The following is a 16,343-nucleotide window of genomic DNA, read 5'->3' as shown; positions in this document are numbered from 1 at the left end:
TGCCGGATTTCATATCCGGCACTTACTTTCCTTAACTCTTCGCCTTAACGCAAAATCTCACACTGATGATCCTGAATTTCCTCGGCTGAAGCACGGTTAAGCGTCAGTAGATTTCGTTGTGTCGCCAGCAATACAAATGAGTTATCACTCTGCCGTACCATCGCCAGCCCGTAGCTTCCCATATGTTCCCGCGCCTCAGGTACTTCTTCTGCCAGCATCATAAATGGGCTGCGTTGTACCAGTTCGCTTTCCGTTACCCGACGCGCCAGGTATTCATGCCCGCGCAAACCACCTGGCAGTGGCAACCAGCGGCTGCTGATGTTCGCCAGATTGTTATCCAGTTGTTCGCGCACATCAGGACGAATACAAGAGATATGAATATGAAAATGGTTTTGCGTACGCCCGGTGCGGGAGTTGATCGCCAAAGAAACCGCGCGATCGGGAACCGGCTGGCCGTATTTTTTGCTCATAAAATCACGCGCCTGCCAGGCCAACCAAAAGAAGTTCGGCGTTGAAGGATCGGTCAACAAAGGACTTTCAGTACCGTTAATACGATACGTTGGCATCAACAGATATTGCAGTGGGCCATTAAGATCTTTTAAAACCACGTATCCGGCATTGGGTTTGACTTCCGCACATGGCGAAGGATTTTGATTTTGCTGCTGATTGGGCAAACATTCCTCAAGGACAATCTTACGTAATGTAACCGACTCTTCACCGGTTAATTTCCAGTAACCAATACCGGCAGCCACAACGGCGATAACTATCATCACCAAAAAAAGAAGACCCGCTTTTTTCATCTTTTTTTCCCTGTACCTCAAAGAGATGCAAGGGTAACGCAAAATCGTGACAAATAAAAAACCCGGTCGCGAGAAACCACCGGGTTTGATAATTATCCTGGAGAAATCAGCGTTTGCTGATCTGATCGAACGTACCGCCGTTAGCAAAATGCTCTTTTTGCGCTTTCGTCCAGCCGCCGAACTCTTCATCAATGGTGAATAACTTCAGCTTTGGAAACGCATTTTCGTACTTTTTCGCCACCTCAGCGTCGCGCGGACGGTAGTAGTTTTTCGCGGCAATTTCCTGACCTTCTGGCGAGTAGAGATATTTCAGGTAGGCTTCCGCCACCTCTTTAGTACCTTTTTTCTCGACCACTTTATCGACCACCGACACGGTTGGCTCTGCGAGGATAGACTCACTCGGCGTGACGATTTCGAATTTATCTTTCCCCAGTTCATTCGCTGCCAGCAGAGCTTCGTTTTCCCAGGCAATCAGTACATCGCCAATTCCGCGCTCGACAAAAGTGTTAGTGGAGCCACGCGCGCCAGAATCCAGAACTTCGACGTTTTTATACAGTGCCCGAACAAAATCCTGTGCTTTTGCCTGATCGTTGTTGTTGTGATGCAGCGCGTAGCCCCAGGCAGCCAGGTAATTCCAGCGCGCGCCACCAGAGCTTTTCGGATTAGGCGTGATCACTGAAACACCCGGTTTAATCAGATCGTTCCAGTCATGGATCTGCTTCGGATTGCCCTTACGCACCAGGAAAACAATGGTGGAAGTGTACGGTGCGGAGTTATCCGGCAGACGTTTGATCCACTCTTTATCAATCCGCCCGCGTTCCGCAATTGCGTCCACGTCATAGGCCAGAGCCAGCGTGACAACATCAGCTTCAATACCGTTGATTACCGACGTCGCTTGTTTACCTGAACCACCGTGTGACTGACGAATCACCACGTTATCACCAGTTTGCTGTTTCCAGTGGGCGCTGAATGCCTTGTTGTACTGTTCGTACAATTCGCGCGTTGGATCATATGAAACGTTAAGAAGCTGAATATCCTTTGCCATAACGCTGGTTGTCGCCAGCAAAAATGTTAACCCTACGCCCCACTTGTTCATCGCCCGACTCTCTTATGTTGTGTTGTGATGAGCAAAGCGTGCCAGAAGGTTAACCAAACATTAAAGAATAAAAAAAGATTGGCTATAACTTGCGGGTATATGTTGGGGGTTAAAAAGGCGGAAGAAATCCGCCTCATATTGCTGACAAAGTGCGCTTTATCAATGCCGGATGCGGCGCGAACGCCTTATCCGGCCTACAAAAGTTTGTAAATTCAATAAATTGCAGAATTCACGTAGGCCTGATAAGCGAAGCGAATCAGGCATTTTTGCTTCTGTCATCGGTTTCAGGCTAAAGGAATCTGCCTTTTTCCGAAATCATTAATACAGTTTTTTCGCGCAATCCAGCCAGTCGCCTTTGAACGGACGCTTCATGTTTTCGATAGCGTCGATGATGTCGTGGTGAACCAGCTGTTCGTTCTGGATACCTACGCAACGACCGCCGTAACCTGCCAGCAGCAGATCGATAGCGTAAGCGCCCATACGGGAAGCCAGAATACGGTCGTAAGGCACCGGAGAACCACCGCGCTGGATGTGGCCCAGCACAGTTGCGCGGGTTTCACGACCGGTTTCTTTCTCGATGAAATGCGCCAGTTCGTCAACATCACACATATGTTCGGTAATCGCCACGATCGCGTGTTTTTTACCTTTCGCGATACCCGCTTTGATTTCGTTTACCAGGTCTTCACGGCTGAATTCAACTTCCGGAACCACAACGAATTCACAGCCACCGGCAATAGCCGCAGCCAGCGTCAGATCGCCACAATAACGGCCCATCACTTCCACCACGGAAATACGCTGGTGAGAAGAAGAGGTGTCACGCAGACGGTCGATCGCTTCTACAACGGTGCTCAGCGCAGTGAAGAAACCGATAGTGTAGTCAGTGCCTTTGATGTCGTTGTCGATAGTACCCGGCAGGCCGATGCACGGGAAGCCCATTTCGGTCAGACGCATTGCACCCATGTAGGAACCGTCACCGCCGATAACCACCAGCGCATCGATCCCACGTTTTTTCAGGTTTTCGATAGCCACGGCGCGGATGTTCTCGTCGCGGAATTCCGGGAAACGCGCAGAACCGAGGAACGTACCGCCACGGTTGATCATGTCAGAAACGCTGTAACGGTCTAGCTGTACCATACGGTCTTCATACAGACCCAGATAGCCGTCATAAATGCCCATTACTTCCAGACCTTCTGTCAGCGCAGAACGAACAACCCCGCGAATTGCGGCGTTCATGCCTGGCGCATCACCGCCGCTTGTCAACACACCGATTTTCTTAATCATGACTACCTCTGAACTTTGGAATGCAAAATGAAATCTGTTGCCGGAAGTCTTCTTGCACATCGAAGTGATCCAACGAATGTGCAAATAGTATAACAATCACTTCCTGCTGAATTGATTCAGGTCAGGCCAAATGGCGGTATTTTATACACAAAATGCGGGTCTGGCTCTCTTTTATACTGATTATGAAAGCATAGACCGTTTACCCTCCCTGGGTACGACGGAACAGGGGTCCTGATGGATAATCACATCCGATCCCGGAAAACGCCGTAAAATAGCCTGCTCTACCTGATCCGCCACCATATGTGCCTGAACCAAAGGCAGAGAGTCTTCCATTTCCAAATGAATCTGAATAAAGCGGGTCGGCCCTGACTGCCGCGTGCGAAGATCGTGAGCGCCGCTAACACCCGGCCAGGAAGTCACGATATCAATAATTTCTTGCCGTTCCTCATCAGGTAATGCGCGATCCAGTAATGACTGTACCGCCTCATATCCCATGCGTAACGCGCTATATAAAATATAGATGCCGATTCCCAATGCAAACAGAGCATCGGCGCGATGCCAGCCGTACCAGGACAACCCCAGCGCGAGCAGAATTGCGCCGTTCATCATAACATCAGACTGGTAATGTAGCATATCAGCCCGCACCGCCTGGCTTTGCGTCCGGCGCACCACCCAACGCTGAAACGAGACAAGGATAATCGTACAAATTAGCGCCACAATTGTCACGATAACCCCGACGCCTGGATCTGTCATCGGTGTTGGAGATATCAGATGTTGAATACCCGTCAAAAACAGGAATAGTGCCGAACCGGAGATAAACATACTTTGCGCCAGCGCCGCGAGGGACTCAGCTTTACCGTGACCAAACGAGTGATTATCGTCGGCAGGTTGCAGGGAATATCGCACCACCAGTAAATTCGTCAACGACGCGCCGATATCCACCAGCGAATCCACCAGCGCGGCGAGAATACTCACCGACCCGGTATACCACCATGCAAAAATTTTAATCAGCAATAGCAGCGAAGCCATCGCCGTCGCAGCAATCGCCGCCCGACTGACCAGCCGTCCATAAGATTGATTCATAAATACTCCCGCTATCAACTGACGCTAGTATAACGGAAGCAAATCATCTGCAATGCATTAAGCAGCAGGCAAATTGAGGATAAAAAAAACCCCCACATCATGTGGGGGAAGACAGGGATGGTGTCTATGGCAAGGAAAACAGGGTTTACTACTGGGAACGTGAGTTGCTACTACTCAATAGCTTCAACGATGAACTTTTTTGCCATTGCGTCACGTCACGCAACTGCTCCATTCGTTGTTGATGTTTCTCGTTTAAAACCGCTTGCTGCTCCGGCGTTAACAGGCGATACATTTGGTTGCGGACTTTTGCCATCTCAACCTGACGAGCAATTTGCTCATTCGCCATTTTTTCTGCCTGTGCGCGCACAGCGTTTTCATCAAAATTTTCTGCGGTGACAAGGCGATGCATTGTCTCCAGTTCGCTAACATTAACAGGAGGCTGTTCGTGCCGGGCCTGTTGCATAAGATCTCGCATCTGCTGACGCTGATGTTCGGTTAAACTTATGCCGTCGAACATATGGCTCTGCGTACTGCGCTGCGTAAGTTCTTCACCCGGATGCCAGTTATCGCCTGAACCGACTTCAGCAGCGTGGCTTAATGAACTGACTGCCAGCGTTGAGGCCATGACGGCAGCGGTAACTATGCGCATCATTTGCTCCCAAAATCTTTCTGTCGCGATTCAACGATAGAGAGTTTACGATTCAGGCTGCAAACATGCGTCAGGGGGTGTAAAACAACGTAAAGTCATGGATTAGCGACGTCTGATGACGTAATTTCTGCCTCGGAGGTATTTAAACAATGAATAAAATCCTGTTAGTTGATGATGACCGAGAGCTGACTTCCCTATTAAAGGAGCTGCTCGAGATGGAAGGCTTCAACGTGATTGTTGCCCACGATGGGGAACAGGCGCTTGATCTTCTGGACGACAGCATTGATTTACTTTTGCTTGACGTAATGATGCCGAAGAAAAATGGTATCGACACATTAAAAGCACTTCGCCAGACACACCAGACGCCTGTCATTATGTTGACGGCGCGCGGCAGTGAACTTGATCGCGTTCTCGGCCTTGAGCTGGGCGCAGATGACTATCTCCCGAAACCGTTTAATGATCGTGAGCTGGTGGCACGTATTCGCGCGATCCTGCGCCGTTCGCACTGGAGCGAGCAACAGCAAAACAACGACAACGGTTCACCGACACTGGAAGTTGATGCCTTAGTGCTGAATCCAGGCCGTCAGGAAGCCAGCTTCGACGGGCAAACGCTGGAGTTAACCGGTACTGAGTTTACCCTGCTCTATTTGCTGGCACAGCATCTGGGTCAGGTGGTTTCCCGTGAACATTTAAGCCAGGAAGTGCTGGGCAAACGCCTGACGCCTTTCGACCGCGCTATCGATATGCACATTTCCAACCTGCGTCGTAAACTGCCGGATCGTAAAGATGGTCACCCGTGGTTTAAAACTTTGCGTGGTCGCGGCTACCTGATGGTTTCTGCTTCATGATAGGCAGCTTAACCGCGCGCATCTTCGCCATCTTCTGGCTGACGCTGGCGCTGGTGTTGATGTTGGTTTTGATGTTACCCAAGCTCGATTCACGCCAGATGACCGAGCTTCTGGATAGCGAACAGCGTCAGGGTCTGATGATTGAGCAGCATGTTGAAGCGGAGCTGGCGAACGATCCGCCCAACGATTTAATGTGGTGGCGGCGTCTGTTCCGGGCGATTGATAAGTGGGCACCGCCAGGACAGCGTTTGTTATTAGTGACCACCGAAGGCCGCGTGATCGGCGCTGAACGCAGCGAAATGCAGATCATTCGTAACTTTATTGGTCAGGCCGATAACGCCGATCATCCGCAGAAGAAAAAGTATGGCCGCGTGGAACTGGTCGGTCCGTTCTCCGTGCGTGATGGCGAAGATAATTACCAACTTTATCTGATTCGTCCGGCCAGCAGTTCTCAATCCGATTTCATTAACTTACTGTTTGACCGCCCGCTATTACTGCTGATTGTCACCATGTTGGTCAGTACGCCGCTGCTGTTGTGGTTGGCCTGGAGTCTGGCAAAACCGGCGCGTAAGCTGAAAAACGCTGCCGATGAAGTTGCCCAGGGAAACTTACGCCAGCACCCGGAACTGGAAGCGGGGCCACAGGAATTCCTTGCCGCAGGTGCCAGTTTTAACCAGATGGTCACCGCGCTGGAGCGTATGATGACCTCCCAGCAGCGTCTGCTTTCTGATATCTCTCACGAGCTGCGCACGCCACTGACGCGTCTGCAACTGGGTACGGCGTTACTGCGCCGTCGTAGCGGTGAAAGCAAAGAACTGGAGCGTATTGAAACCGAAGCGCAACGTCTGGACAGCATGATTAACGACCTGTTGGTGATGTCACGTAATCAGCAAAAAAACGCGCTGGTAAGCGAGACCATCAAAGCCAACCAGTTGTGGGGCGAAGTGCTGGATAACGCGGCGTTCGAAGCCGAGCAAATGGGCAAGTCGTTGACAGTTAACTTCCCGCCTGGGCCGTGGCCGCTGTACGGCAATCCGAACGCCCTGGAAAGTGCGCTGGAAAACATTGTTCGTAATGCTCTGCGTTATTCCCATACGAAGATTGAAGTGGGCTTTGCGGTAGATAAAGACGGTATCACCATTACGGTGGACGACGATGGTCCTGGCGTTAGCCCGGAAGATCGCGAACAGATTTTCCGTCCGTTCTATCGGACCGATGAAGCACGCGATCGTGAATCTGGCGGTACAGGTTTGGGGCTGGCGATTGTTGAAACCGCCATTCAGCAGCATCGTGGCTGGGTGAAGGCAGAAGACAGCCCGCTGGGCGGTTTACGGCTGGTGATTTGGTTGCCGCTGTATAAGCGGAGTTAAACTCCGCATTTGTAGGCAGGATAAGGCGTTTACGCCGCATCCGGCATTTGAGCAGGATGCCTGATGCGACGCTGATAGCGTCTTATCAGGCCTACACTCCGGGGGTTATTTTCCCCACAACCGGCGGGAAAAATCTTCGATCTTGCCGCTCAGTCGGCGCTTTTGCATCGTTCGCGTCCAGCTTTTCGATAACCCGGCGGCGGAGAGTAAACAGTGATACTGATCGTCATCAAACGGCATATGCCATGCGATGGCGGCAGCCTCCTGCACGGTCACATCGCTGACACGGGAAACCAGCTCCAGCGGTGCGTCCGCAGACACTTTCCCCGGCGCTATCACGCTATATAGCCAGCCCACTTTACCCGTGTTTTGCATCAACTGCGCTATATCGCTGATATCAAAATGGTAATTGAGTTTATAGCAAGGCGAGCGCGGCTGGCTGACCTGAATTAATGCCTCTCCCCAGCGGAAAATATCGCCCATATAAACATTACTTTCCGTCAGACCGTCGGTTGAGAGATTTTCACCAAACGCAGGCGCAACAAACAACTCCGCCTGTTCCGGAAATTCCCGCGCCCAGTAGAGATAGTGCTCACGAGGATAATGACACAGCGCTCTGTCTGGCCCGCCGTGAACCTTTTTCTCCGCCTGCTCGTCACCTTCCAGCCCCAGCTCCGTCAGCATCAACTCACCATCAACCTGGATTTTGGCAATTGCGCTGGGTTTGCCTTCGGGATAAGCCTGAATCTTGCCTGTGTATACATCAACCGGATATCGCATCTGTTCCCTCTCCACGAGAAATTTCCCCATTAGACCATATTTATTTTATGTCAGGCGTGCTGTTTTCGCGGTAAGTATCCAGGCAGGAACTCAATAGCAAACCGGACGAACGTTAGTTCATCCGGCGGTGGGGATTAAGGAAGCAGGTTTATTTCACCGTACCTAAAATTTCGATTTTCGCCGCTCTGGCTTTGACTTTACGTGACCAGATAGAGGTAAGAATTGGCACCAGAATCGAAGTCACAATGACTGCCGTCGCTACCAGCGAAGTTGCTGCCGGAGCCATCGGTTTAAACGCAGGCACCATTTCTGCAATCAGCACAGGTGTCGCTACCGCGGCCCCTGCGGAACTGGAAGCGGCAATTCCGGCAGTGCCATCGCCACCGCCAATCAATTTATCGGCGATAATCAACGGAATACCGGTCACGATAATTACTGCCACACCCAACAGGATCCCCAGCAAACCTGTCTGGGCAATTACAGTCAAATCAATGGTATTGCCTAGTGCGAAGGCAAAGAATGGAATCAGCGTCTGCACCGCTTTGCTGAAAAATTCTCGTAATTCAGGGTCAAGGTTCCCAAGGGCAAAGCCCACCAGGAACGGTAATACTGCGCCGACGAAAACATGCGGTTCAAACGAGGCAATCCCGGCAGTGCCCAGAATAATCATCGTCATGAGCGGCCCGGACTCCAACGACATCAACACAAATGCCCCAGCTTCTTCTTTTGTGCCGTACTGCTGCATGATGGAAGCGTAAAGTCCGCCGTTGGTCATATCCATCGCCGCCACCAGCGCCAGCGTTGAAAGTCCGGCAAAGAATCCAACTTCAACACCATGTTCCGGAATAATGCGCGAGGCAATTGCCGCAACCACCCACGCGACGGCAATTTTAGTTACCACCAGCGTACCGGATTTACGCAGTACCGTTCCCGTCGCGCTTAATTTTATTGACGCCCCCATGCAAAAAAACCACACCGCCAGAATGGGCACCGTACCGGTAATCATCCCGTTGGTGAATGATCCAAAATATTTCCCCGCCCCCGGCGAGAAGGTGTGGCACAGTGCGCCAAGGAATAGCGGGACGAGCATCATCCCCCCCGGGATTTTCTCAATCGAGCGTTTTATCTGCATTTCCATCACCTGTCGGCATATTTTTAAGGGCTGATGCGTAATTCCTCAATGGAGCATCAGTGTTGATGGAAACGAAGATAGACATTCATTTAATCAATAAAAGTGATCAAAACCACATCAATTGAAACACTGTTTTATTTTTATAGGATCATTGTTTTTATTTTGAAATTGATCACAAAAAAACCACCGCCATTGGCGATGGTTCATTTTTTAAGCTGATATGCGGCGTAAACGCCTCATTGCAGCAGACGGCAAATGATTATTTTTTCGCCGCGAAACGTGCCGCTGCTTCGTCCCAGTTCACCACGTTCCAGAACTCTTTGATGTAGTCCGGACGGCGGTTCTGGAATTTCAGGTAGTAAGCATGTTCCCACACATCCAGGCCCAGAATCGGGAAGCCGGAAGCGCCAGAAATAGCTTCACCCATCAGCGGGGAGTCCTGGTTAGCAGTAGAAACCACCGCCAGTTTATCGCCTTTCAGCACCAGCCATGCCCAGCCGGAACCAAAGCGGGAAGCTGCCGCTTTTTCAAATTCTGCTTTGAAGTTATCAACGGAGCCGAAGTCACGTTCGATAGCCGCTTTCAGGTCACCCTGCAGGGTGGTGCCTTTTTTCAGACCTTTCCAGAACAGGCTGTGGTTAGCGTGACCGCCAGCGTTGTTGCGCAGTACGGTTTTCTTGTCTGCTGGCAGCTGGTCCAGTTTGGTGATCAGCTCTTCAACCGGCAGGTTGGCAAATTCTGGCAGGCTTTCCAACGCCGCGTTGGCGTTGTTGACGTAGGTCTGATGGTGTTTGGTGTGGTGGATTTCCATGGTCTGCTTATCGAAGTGCGGTTCCAGGGCATCGTAAGCATACGGCAGGGATGGCAGGGTATAGCTCATATTCATCTCCAGTATTGTCGGGCGGCCGATTGTTAATGCCGCGTAAGCAGTTGGTTCATTATAGTTAATTAAATGATATTGAAAATGATTATCAATGCCGTACTTTTCGTAAGGGTATGGTTTTGCAGGAAAATGCCCGAGATGTGAAGCAAATCACCCACTTAATGCCGTGATTGCCAGTAAATCGACAACGGCGGCAACAGGCGAAAGGTTAATCGACAGCACGATTTTTACACTCATCTCGTCGGAGATGTGACGCGACGAAAAATGATGAGGATAAGAAGATGAGTAACGCGATTACGATGGGGATATTTTGGCATTTGATCGGCGCGGCCAGTGCAGCCTGTTTTTACGCTCCGTTCAAAAAAGTAAAAAAATGGTCATGGGAAACCATGTGGTCAGTCGGTGGGATTGTTTCGTGGATTATTCTGCCGTGGGCCATCAGCGCCCTGTTACTACCGAATTTCTGGGCGTATTACAGCTCGTTTAGTCTCTCTACGCTGCTGCCTGTTTTTCTGTTCGGCGCTATGTGGGGGATCGGTAATATCAACTACGGCCTGACCATGCGTTATCTCGGCATGTCGATGGGAATTGGCATCGCCATTGGCATTACGTTGATTGTCGGTACGCTGATGACGCCAATTATCAACGGCAATTTCGATGTGTTGATTAGCACCGAAGGCGGACGCATGACGTTGCTCGGCGTTCTGGTGGCGCTGATTGGCGTAGGGATTGTAACTCGAGCCGGGCAGTTGAAAGAGCGCAAGATGGGCATTAAAGCCGAAGAGTTCAATCTGAAAAAAGGACTGGTGCTGGCGGTGATGTGCGGCATTTTCTCTGCCGGGATGTCCTTTGCGATGAACGCCGCAAAACCGATGCATGAAGCCGCTGCCGCACTAGGCGTCGATCCACTGTATGTCGCTCTGCCAAGCTATGTTGTCATCATGGGCGGCGGCGCGATCATTAACCTCGGTTTCTGTTTTATTCGTCTGGCAAAAGTGAAGGATTTGTCGCTAAAATCCGACTTCTCGCTGGCAAAATCGCTGATCATTCACAATGTGTTACTCTCGGCACTGGGCGGGTTGATGTGGTATCTGCAATTCTTTTTCTATGCCTGGGGCCACGCCCGCATTCCGGCGCAGTATGACTACATCAGTTGGATGCTGCATATGAGTTTCTATGTATTGTGCGGCGGTATCGTCGGGCTGGTGCTGAAAGAGTGGAACAATGCAGGACGCCGTCCGGTAACGGTGTTGAGCCTCGGTTGTGTGGTGATTATTGTCGCCGCTAACATCGTCGGCATCGGCATGGCGAATTAATCTTTCTGCGAATTGAGATGGCGCCACTGGCTGGGCGTCATCCCGGTTTCCCGGGTAAACACCACCGAAAAATAGTTACTATCTTCAAAGCCACATTCGGTCGAAATATCACTGATTAACAGGCGGCTATGCTGGAGAAGATATTGCGCATGACACACTCTGACCTGCCGCAGATATTGATTGATGGTCATTCCAGTCTGCTGGCGAAATTGCTGACGCAAAACGCGCTCACTGCACGATGCCTCATCACAAAATTTATCCAGCGCAAAGGGACTTTTCAGGCTAGCCGCCAACCGGGTAATCAGCTTATCCAGCAACGTTTCGCTGGATGTTGGCGGCAACGAATCACTGGTGTAACGATGGCGATTCAGCAACATCACTAACTGCCCGAACAGCAACTCTGCCATTTCGTTAGCAAACGGCACATGCTGACTACTTTCATGCTCAAGCTGACCGATAACCTGCCGCGCCTGTGCCATCCCCATGCTACCTAAGCGCCAGTGTGGTTGCCCTGCGCTGGCGCTAAATCCCGGAATCGCCCCCTGCCAGTCAAGATTCAGCTTCAGCCGCTCCGGGCAATAAATAATATTCTGCAAAACCAGATCGTTAACGGAAGCGTAGGAGTGTTTATCGTCAGCATGAATGTAAAAGAGATCGCCACGGGTAATGCGATAAGGGCGATCGTTGAGTACATGCAGACCATTACCGCGCCAGACAATCACCAGCTCACAAAAATCATGTGTATGTTCAGCAAAGACATCTTGCGGATAACGGTCAGCCACAGCGACTGCCTGCTGGTCGCTGGCAAAAAAATCATCTTTGAGAAGTTTTAACTGATGCGCCACCGTGGCTACCTCGGCCAGAGAACGAAGTTGATTATTCGCAATATGGCGTACAAATACGTTGAGAAGATTCGCGTTATTGCAGAAAGCCATCCCGTCCCTGACGAATATCACGCGGTGACCAGTTAAACTCTCGGCGAAAAAGCGTTGAAAAGTGGTTACTGTCGCTGAATCCGCAATGATAGGCGATGTCAGTAACGCTGGCCTCGCTGTGACGTAGCAGATGTCGAGCCTTCATCAGTCGCAGGCGGTTCAGGTAACGCTGAGGCGTCAGTCCCGTTTGCTGCTTAAGCTGCCGATGTAGCGTACGCAGCGAAAGAGAAAATTGATCCGCCACGGCATCCCAATTCACCTCATCGGCAAAATGGTCCTCCAGCCAGGCCAGAAGCAAGTTGAGACGTGATGCGCTGTTTTCCAGGTTCTCCTGCAAACTGCTTTTACGCAGCAAGAGCAGTAATTGCATAAACAAGATCTCGCGACTGGCGGTCGAGGGTAAATCATTTTCCCCTTCCTGCTGTTCCATCTGTGCAACCAGCTGTCGCACCTGCTGCAATACGCTGTGGTTAACGCGCCAGTGAGACGGATACTGCCCATCCAGCTCTTGTGGCAGCAACTGATTCAGCCCGGCGAGAAACTGAAATCGATCCGGCGAGCGATATAGCACATTGGTCAGACACAGATTATCGGTATGTTCATACAGATGCCGATCATGGTCGCGCACAAAACAGACCGTGCCACCGGTGATGGTATAGGGCTGCCCATTAAACACATGAATACCCGTGCCATGTTCGACAATCACAATTTCATGAAAATCATGATGATGTTCAGGAAAATCCGCCTGCGGGAGCCGGGGTTCTATCGCCACGGACGCGTTACCAGACGGAAAAAAATCCACACTATGTAATACGGTCATACTGGCCTCCTGATGTCGTCAACACGGCGAAATAGTAATCACGAGGTCAGGTTCTTACCTTAAATTTTCGACGGAAAACCACGTAAAAAACGTCGATTTTTCAAGATACAGCGTGAATTTTCAGGAAATGCGGTGAGCATCACATCACCACAATTCAGCAAATTGTGAACATCATCACGTTCATCTTTCCCTGGTTGCCAATGGCCCATTTTCCTGTCAGTAACGAGAAGGTCGCGAATTCAGGCGCTTTTTAGACTGGTCGTAATGAAATTCAGCAGGATCACATTATGACCTTTCGCAATTGTGTCGCCGTCGATCTCGGCGCATCCAGTGGGCGCGTGATGCTGGCGCGTTACGAGCGTGAATGCCGCAGCCTGACGCTGCGCGAAATCCATCGTTTTAACAATGGGCTGCATAGTCAGAACGGCTATGTCACCTGGGATGTGGATAGCCTTGAAAGTGCCATTCGCCTTGGATTAAACAAGGTGTGCGAGGAAGGGATTCGTATCGATAGCATTGGGATTGATACCTGGGGCGTGGACTTTGTGCTGCTCGACCAACAGGGTCAGCGTGTGGGCCTGCCCGTTGCTTATCGCGATAGCCGCACCAATGGCCTGATGGCGCAGGCACAACAACAACTCGGCAAACGCGATATTTATCAACGTAGCGGCATCCAGTTTCTGCCCTTCAATACGCTTTATCAGTTGCGGGCGCTGACGGAGCAACAACCTGAACTCATTCCACACATTGCTCACGCTCTGCTGATGCCGGATTACTTCAGTTATCGCCTGACCGGCAAGATGAACTGGGAGTACACCAATGCCACAACCACGCAACTGGTCAATATCAATAGCGACGACTGGGACGGGTCGCTACTGGCGTGGAGCGGGGCCAACAAAGCCTGGTTTGGTCGCCCGACGCATCCGGGTAATGTCATAGGTCACTGGATTTGCCCGCAGGGTAATGAGATTCCGGTGGTCGCCGTTGCCAGCCATGATACCGCCAGCGCGGTTATCGCCTCACCGTTAAACGGTTCCCGCGCCGCTTATCTCTCCTCTGGCACCTGGTCATTGATGGGTTTTGAAAGCAAAACGCCATTTACCAATGACACGGCGCTGGCAGCCAACATCACCAATGAAGGCGGGGCGGAAGGTCGCTATCGGGTGCTGAAAAATATTATGGGCTTATGGCTGCTTCAGCGAGTGCTTCAGGAGCGGCAAATCAACGATCTCCCGGCGCTTATCGCCGCGACACAGGTACTTCCGGCCTGCCGCTTCATCATCAATCCCAATGACGATCGTTTTATTAATCCTGACGAGATGTGCAGCGAAATTCAGGCTGCGTGTCGGGAAACGGCGCAACCAATCCCGGAAAGTGATGCTGAACTGGCGCGCTGTATTTTCGACAGTCTGGCGTTGCTGTATGCCGATGTGTTGCATGAGCTGGCGCAGCTACGCGGTGAAGATTTCTCGCAACTGCATATTGTCGGCGGCGGCTGCCAGAACACGCTGCTCAACCAGCTATGTGCCGATGCCTGCGGTATTCGGGTGATCGCCGGGCCTGTTGAAGCCTCGACGCTCGGCAATATCGGCATCCAGTTAATGACGCTGGATGAACTCAACAATGTGGATGATTTCCGTCAGGTCGTCAGCACCACCGCGAATCTGACCACCTTTACCCCTAATCCTGACAGTGAAATTGCCCACTATGTGGCGCAGATTCACTCTACACGACAGACAAAGGAGCTTTGCGCATGACCACTCAACTGGAACAGGCCTGGGAGCTGGCGAAACAGCGTTTCGCGGCGGTGGGGATTGATGTCGAGGAGGCGCTGCGCCAACTTGATCGTTTACCCGTTTCAATGCACTGCTGGCAGGGTGATGATGTTTCCGGTTTTGAAAACCCGGAAGGTTCGCTGACCGGAGGGATTCAGGCTACTGGCAATTATCCGGGCAAAGCGCGTAATGCCAGTGAGCTACGTGCCGATCTGGAACAGGCTATGCGGCTGATTCCGGGGCCAAAACGGCTTAATTTACATGCCATCTATCTGGAATCAGACACGCCAGTCTCGCGCGACCAGATCAAACCTGAGCACTTCAAAAACTGGGTTGAATGGGCGAAAGCCAATCAGCTCGGTCTGGATTTTAACCCCTCCTGTTTCTCGCATCCGCTAAGCGCCGATGGCTTTACGCTTTCCCATGCCGACGACAGCATTCGCCAGTTCTGGATTGATCACTGCAAGGCCAGCCGCCGCGTTTCGGCCTATTTTGGTGAGCAACTCGGCACACCGTCGGTGATGAACATCTGGATCCCGGATGGCATGAAAGATATCACCGTTGACCGTCTCGCTCCGCGCCAGCGTCTGCTGGCAGCTCTGGATGAGGTGATCAGCGAGAAGCTGGATCCGGCGCACCATATCGACGCCGTTGAGAGCAAATTGTTTGGCATTGGCGCAGAGAGCTACACGGTTGGCTCCAATGAGTTTTACATGGGGTATGCCACCAGCCGCCAGACTGCGCTGTGCCTGGACGCCGGGCATTTCCACCCGACTGAAGTGATTTCCGACAAGATTTCCGCCGCCATGCTGTATGTGCCGCAGTTGCTGCTGCACGTCAGCCGTCCGGTTCGCTGGGACAGCGATCACGTAGTGCTGCTGGATGATGAAACCCAGGCGATTGCCAGTGAGATTGTTCGTCACGATCTGTTCGACCGGGTGCATATCGGCCTCGACTTCTTTGATGCCTCTATCAACCGTATTGCTGCGTGGGTCATTGGTACACGCAATATGAAAAAAGCCCTGCTGCGTGCGTTGCTGGAACCTACCGCTGAGCTGCGCAAGCTGGAAGCGGCGGGCGATTACACTGCGCGTCTGGCACTGCTGGAAGAGCAGAAATCGTTGCCGTGGCAGGCGGTATGGGAAATGTATTGCCAACGTCACGATACCCCAGCAGGTAGCGAATGGCTGGAGAGCGTGCGGGCTTATGAGAAAGAAATTTTGAGTCGCCGCGGGTAAACACTGCCGGATGCGGCACAAGTGCCTTATCCGGCCTACAGGTCGGCAACAGTTGTAGGCCTGATAAGACGCGACATCGCATCAGGCATTGATTGCCGGATGCGGCACAAGTGCCTTATCCGGCCTACAGGTCGGCAATAGTTGTAGGCCTGATAAGACGCGACAGCGTCGCATCAGGCATTGATTGCCGGATGCGGCACAAGTGCCTTATCCGGCCTACAGGTCGGCAACAGTTGTAGGCCTGATAAGACGCAACAGCGTCGCATCAGGCATTGATTGCCGGATGCGGCACAAGTGCCTTATCCGGCCTACAGGTCGGCAATAGTTGTAGGCCTGA

The 16,343-nt window shown here is 51.6% G+C and carries 15 protein-coding genes; 5 read left to right on the top strand and 10 right to left on the bottom strand.

Annotated elements, in window-relative coordinates; genetic code table 11:
- Positions 1-44 precede the first annotated feature (44 nt).
- The 5 genes from cdh to cpxP all read right to left on the bottom strand — a co-directional run bounded on the left by cdh (position 45) and on the right by cpxP (position 4,909).
- Complete coding sequence (gene cdh / locus OQV04_RS09485; RefSeq protein ID WP_032281954.1) at positions 45-800, bottom strand: CDP-diacylglycerol diphosphatase; 756 nt, start codon at positions 798-800, stop codon at positions 45-47.
- A gap of 106 nt (positions 801-906) precedes the next feature.
- Positions 907-1,896, bottom strand: a complete 990-nt coding sequence (gene sbp, locus OQV04_RS09480; protein WP_001045704.1) for a sulfate/thiosulfate ABC transporter substrate-binding protein Sbp — start codon at positions 1,894-1,896, stop codon at positions 907-909.
- A gap of 318 nt (positions 1,897-2,214) precedes the next feature.
- Positions 2,215-3,177, bottom strand: a complete 963-nt coding sequence (pfkA, locus tag OQV04_RS09475; protein WP_000591795.1) for a 6-phosphofructokinase — start codon at positions 3,175-3,177, stop codon at positions 2,215-2,217.
- A gap of 180 nt (positions 3,178-3,357) precedes the next feature.
- A complete protein-coding gene (fieF, locus tag OQV04_RS09470; RefSeq protein WP_001076742.1) occupies positions 3,358-4,260 on the bottom strand; it encodes a CDF family cation-efflux transporter FieF in 903 nt (300 codons plus the stop codon).
- Between the two features lie 148 nt (positions 4,261-4,408).
- On the bottom strand, positions 4,409-4,909 hold the full coding sequence (cpxP, locus tag OQV04_RS09465) for a cell-envelope stress modulator CpxP (protein WP_001223800.1): 501 nt from the start codon (positions 4,907-4,909) through the stop codon (positions 4,409-4,411).
- Positions 4,910-5,058: 149 nt separating this feature from the next.
- On the opposite strand from cpxP, the gene cpxR reads away from it, so the two are divergent.
- Positions 5,059-5,757 (top strand): envelope stress response regulator transcription factor CpxR, encoded by a 699-nt coding sequence (gene cpxR, locus OQV04_RS09460; RefSeq protein WP_001033722.1) that lies wholly within the window; start codon positions 5,059-5,061, stop codon positions 5,755-5,757.
- Positions 5,754-7,127 carry an envelope stress sensor histidine kinase CpxA gene (gene cpxA / locus OQV04_RS09455; RefSeq protein WP_000580413.1) on the top strand — a complete coding sequence of 458 codons (1,374 nt, stop codon included), beginning with the start codon at positions 5,754-5,756 and terminating at the stop codon, positions 7,125-7,127. Before cpxR ends, cpxA begins: the two co-directional genes overlap by 4 nt.
- A 105-nt stretch (positions 7,128-7,232) precedes the next feature.
- On the opposite strand, the gene yiiM is transcribed toward cpxA, so the two are convergent.
- The 3 genes from yiiM to sodA all read right to left on the bottom strand — a co-directional run bounded on the left by yiiM (position 7,233) and on the right by sodA (position 9,919).
- Complete coding sequence (yiiM, locus tag OQV04_RS09450; RefSeq protein ID WP_032281938.1) at positions 7,233-7,907, bottom strand: 6-hydroxyaminopurine reductase; 675 nt, start codon at positions 7,905-7,907, stop codon at positions 7,233-7,235.
- 148 nt (positions 7,908-8,055) lie between these two features.
- Positions 8,056-9,039: a 2-keto-3-deoxygluconate transporter gene (gene kdgT / locus OQV04_RS09445; protein ID WP_001166063.1), complete on the bottom strand. Its 984-nt coding sequence runs from the start codon at positions 9,037-9,039 to the stop codon at positions 8,056-8,058.
- Positions 9,040-9,298: 259 nt separating this feature from the next.
- Positions 9,299-9,919 (bottom strand): superoxide dismutase [Mn], encoded by a 621-nt coding sequence (sodA, locus tag OQV04_RS09440; RefSeq protein ID WP_001297064.1) that lies wholly within the window; start codon positions 9,917-9,919, stop codon positions 9,299-9,301.
- A gap of 284 nt (positions 9,920-10,203) precedes the next feature.
- On the opposite strand from sodA, the gene rhaT reads away from it, so the two are divergent.
- The gene (rhaT, locus tag OQV04_RS09435) at positions 10,204-11,238 is read left to right on the top strand and encodes an L-rhamnose/proton symporter RhaT (protein WP_032281937.1); all 1,035 of its coding nucleotides are present in this window, start codon (positions 10,204-10,206) and stop codon (positions 11,236-11,238) included.
- On the opposite strand, the gene rhaR is transcribed toward rhaT, so the two are convergent.
- Both rhaR and rhaS read right to left on the bottom strand, forming a co-directional pair.
- Positions 11,235-12,083 carry an HTH-type transcriptional activator RhaR gene (gene rhaR, locus OQV04_RS09430; RefSeq protein ID WP_001302243.1) on the bottom strand — a complete coding sequence of 283 codons (849 nt, stop codon included), beginning with the start codon at positions 12,081-12,083 and terminating at the stop codon, positions 11,235-11,237. The genes rhaT and rhaR overlap by 4 nt on opposite strands.
- A 73-nt stretch (positions 12,084-12,156) precedes the next feature.
- Positions 12,157-12,993, bottom strand: coding sequence for an HTH-type transcriptional activator RhaS (rhaS, locus tag OQV04_RS09425; RefSeq protein WP_000217135.1), 837 nt, complete (start codon positions 12,991-12,993; stop codon positions 12,157-12,159).
- 287 nt (positions 12,994-13,280) lie between these two features.
- Between rhaS and rhaB the strand changes: the two genes are divergently transcribed.
- Positions 13,281-14,750, top strand: coding sequence for a rhamnulokinase (gene rhaB, locus OQV04_RS09420; RefSeq protein WP_032281936.1), 1,470 nt, complete (start codon positions 13,281-13,283; stop codon positions 14,748-14,750).
- On the top strand, positions 14,747-16,006 hold the full coding sequence (rhaA, locus tag OQV04_RS09415) for an L-rhamnose isomerase (protein WP_021578168.1): 1,260 nt from the start codon (positions 14,747-14,749) through the stop codon (positions 16,004-16,006). Before rhaB ends, rhaA begins: the two co-directional genes overlap by 4 nt.
- The last annotated feature ends 337 nt before the right edge of the window (positions 16,007-16,343 follow it).

The sequence above is a fragment of the Escherichia sp. Lx600-2 genome, from assembly GCF_036662595.1.
Classification (GTDB): domain Bacteria; phylum Pseudomonadota; class Gammaproteobacteria; order Enterobacterales; family Enterobacteriaceae; genus Escherichia; species Escherichia coli.
Note: the sequence above shows the minus strand (reverse complement) of the source record. Positions and strands in the feature narration are given on the sequence as shown.

Coding starts and splice junctions, on each gene's coding strand:
- kdgT (WP_001166063.1), bottom strand. CDS start 9,039: ATGCAGATAAAACGCTCGATTGAGAAAATCCCGGGGGGGATGATGCTC.
- rhaS (WP_000217135.1), bottom strand. CDS start 12,993: ATGACCGTATTACATAGTGTGGATTTTTTTCCGTCTGGTAACGCGTCC.
- rhaB (WP_032281936.1), top strand. CDS start 13,281: ATGACCTTTCGCAATTGTGTCGCCGTCGATCTCGGCGCATCCAGTGGG.
- cpxA (WP_000580413.1), top strand. CDS start 5,754: ATGATAGGCAGCTTAACCGCGCGCATCTTCGCCATCTTCTGGCTGACG.
- yiiM (WP_032281938.1), bottom strand. CDS start 7,907: ATGCGATATCCGGTTGATGTATACACAGGCAAGATTCAGGCTTATCCC.
- pfkA (WP_000591795.1), bottom strand. CDS start 3,177: ATGATTAAGAAAATCGGTGTGTTGACAAGCGGCGGTGATGCGCCAGGC.
- cpxR (WP_001033722.1), top strand. CDS start 5,059: ATGAATAAAATCCTGTTAGTTGATGATGACCGAGAGCTGACTTCCCTA.
- cdh (WP_032281954.1), bottom strand. CDS start 800: ATGAAAAAAGCGGGTCTTCTTTTTTTGGTGATGATAGTTATCGCCGTT.
- fieF (WP_001076742.1), bottom strand. CDS start 4,260: ATGAATCAATCTTATGGACGGCTGGTCAGTCGGGCGGCGATTGCTGCG.
- cpxP (WP_001223800.1), bottom strand. CDS start 4,909: ATGCGCATAGTTACCGCTGCCGTCATGGCCTCAACGCTGGCAGTCAGT.
- rhaA (WP_021578168.1), top strand. CDS start 14,747: ATGACCACTCAACTGGAACAGGCCTGGGAGCTGGCGAAACAGCGTTTC.
- sbp (WP_001045704.1), bottom strand. CDS start 1,896: ATGAACAAGTGGGGCGTAGGGTTAACATTTTTGCTGGCGACAACCAGC.
- rhaT (WP_032281937.1), top strand. CDS start 10,204: ATGAGTAACGCGATTACGATGGGGATATTTTGGCATTTGATCGGCGCG.
- sodA (WP_001297064.1), bottom strand. CDS start 9,919: ATGAGCTATACCCTGCCATCCCTGCCGTATGCTTACGATGCCCTGGAA.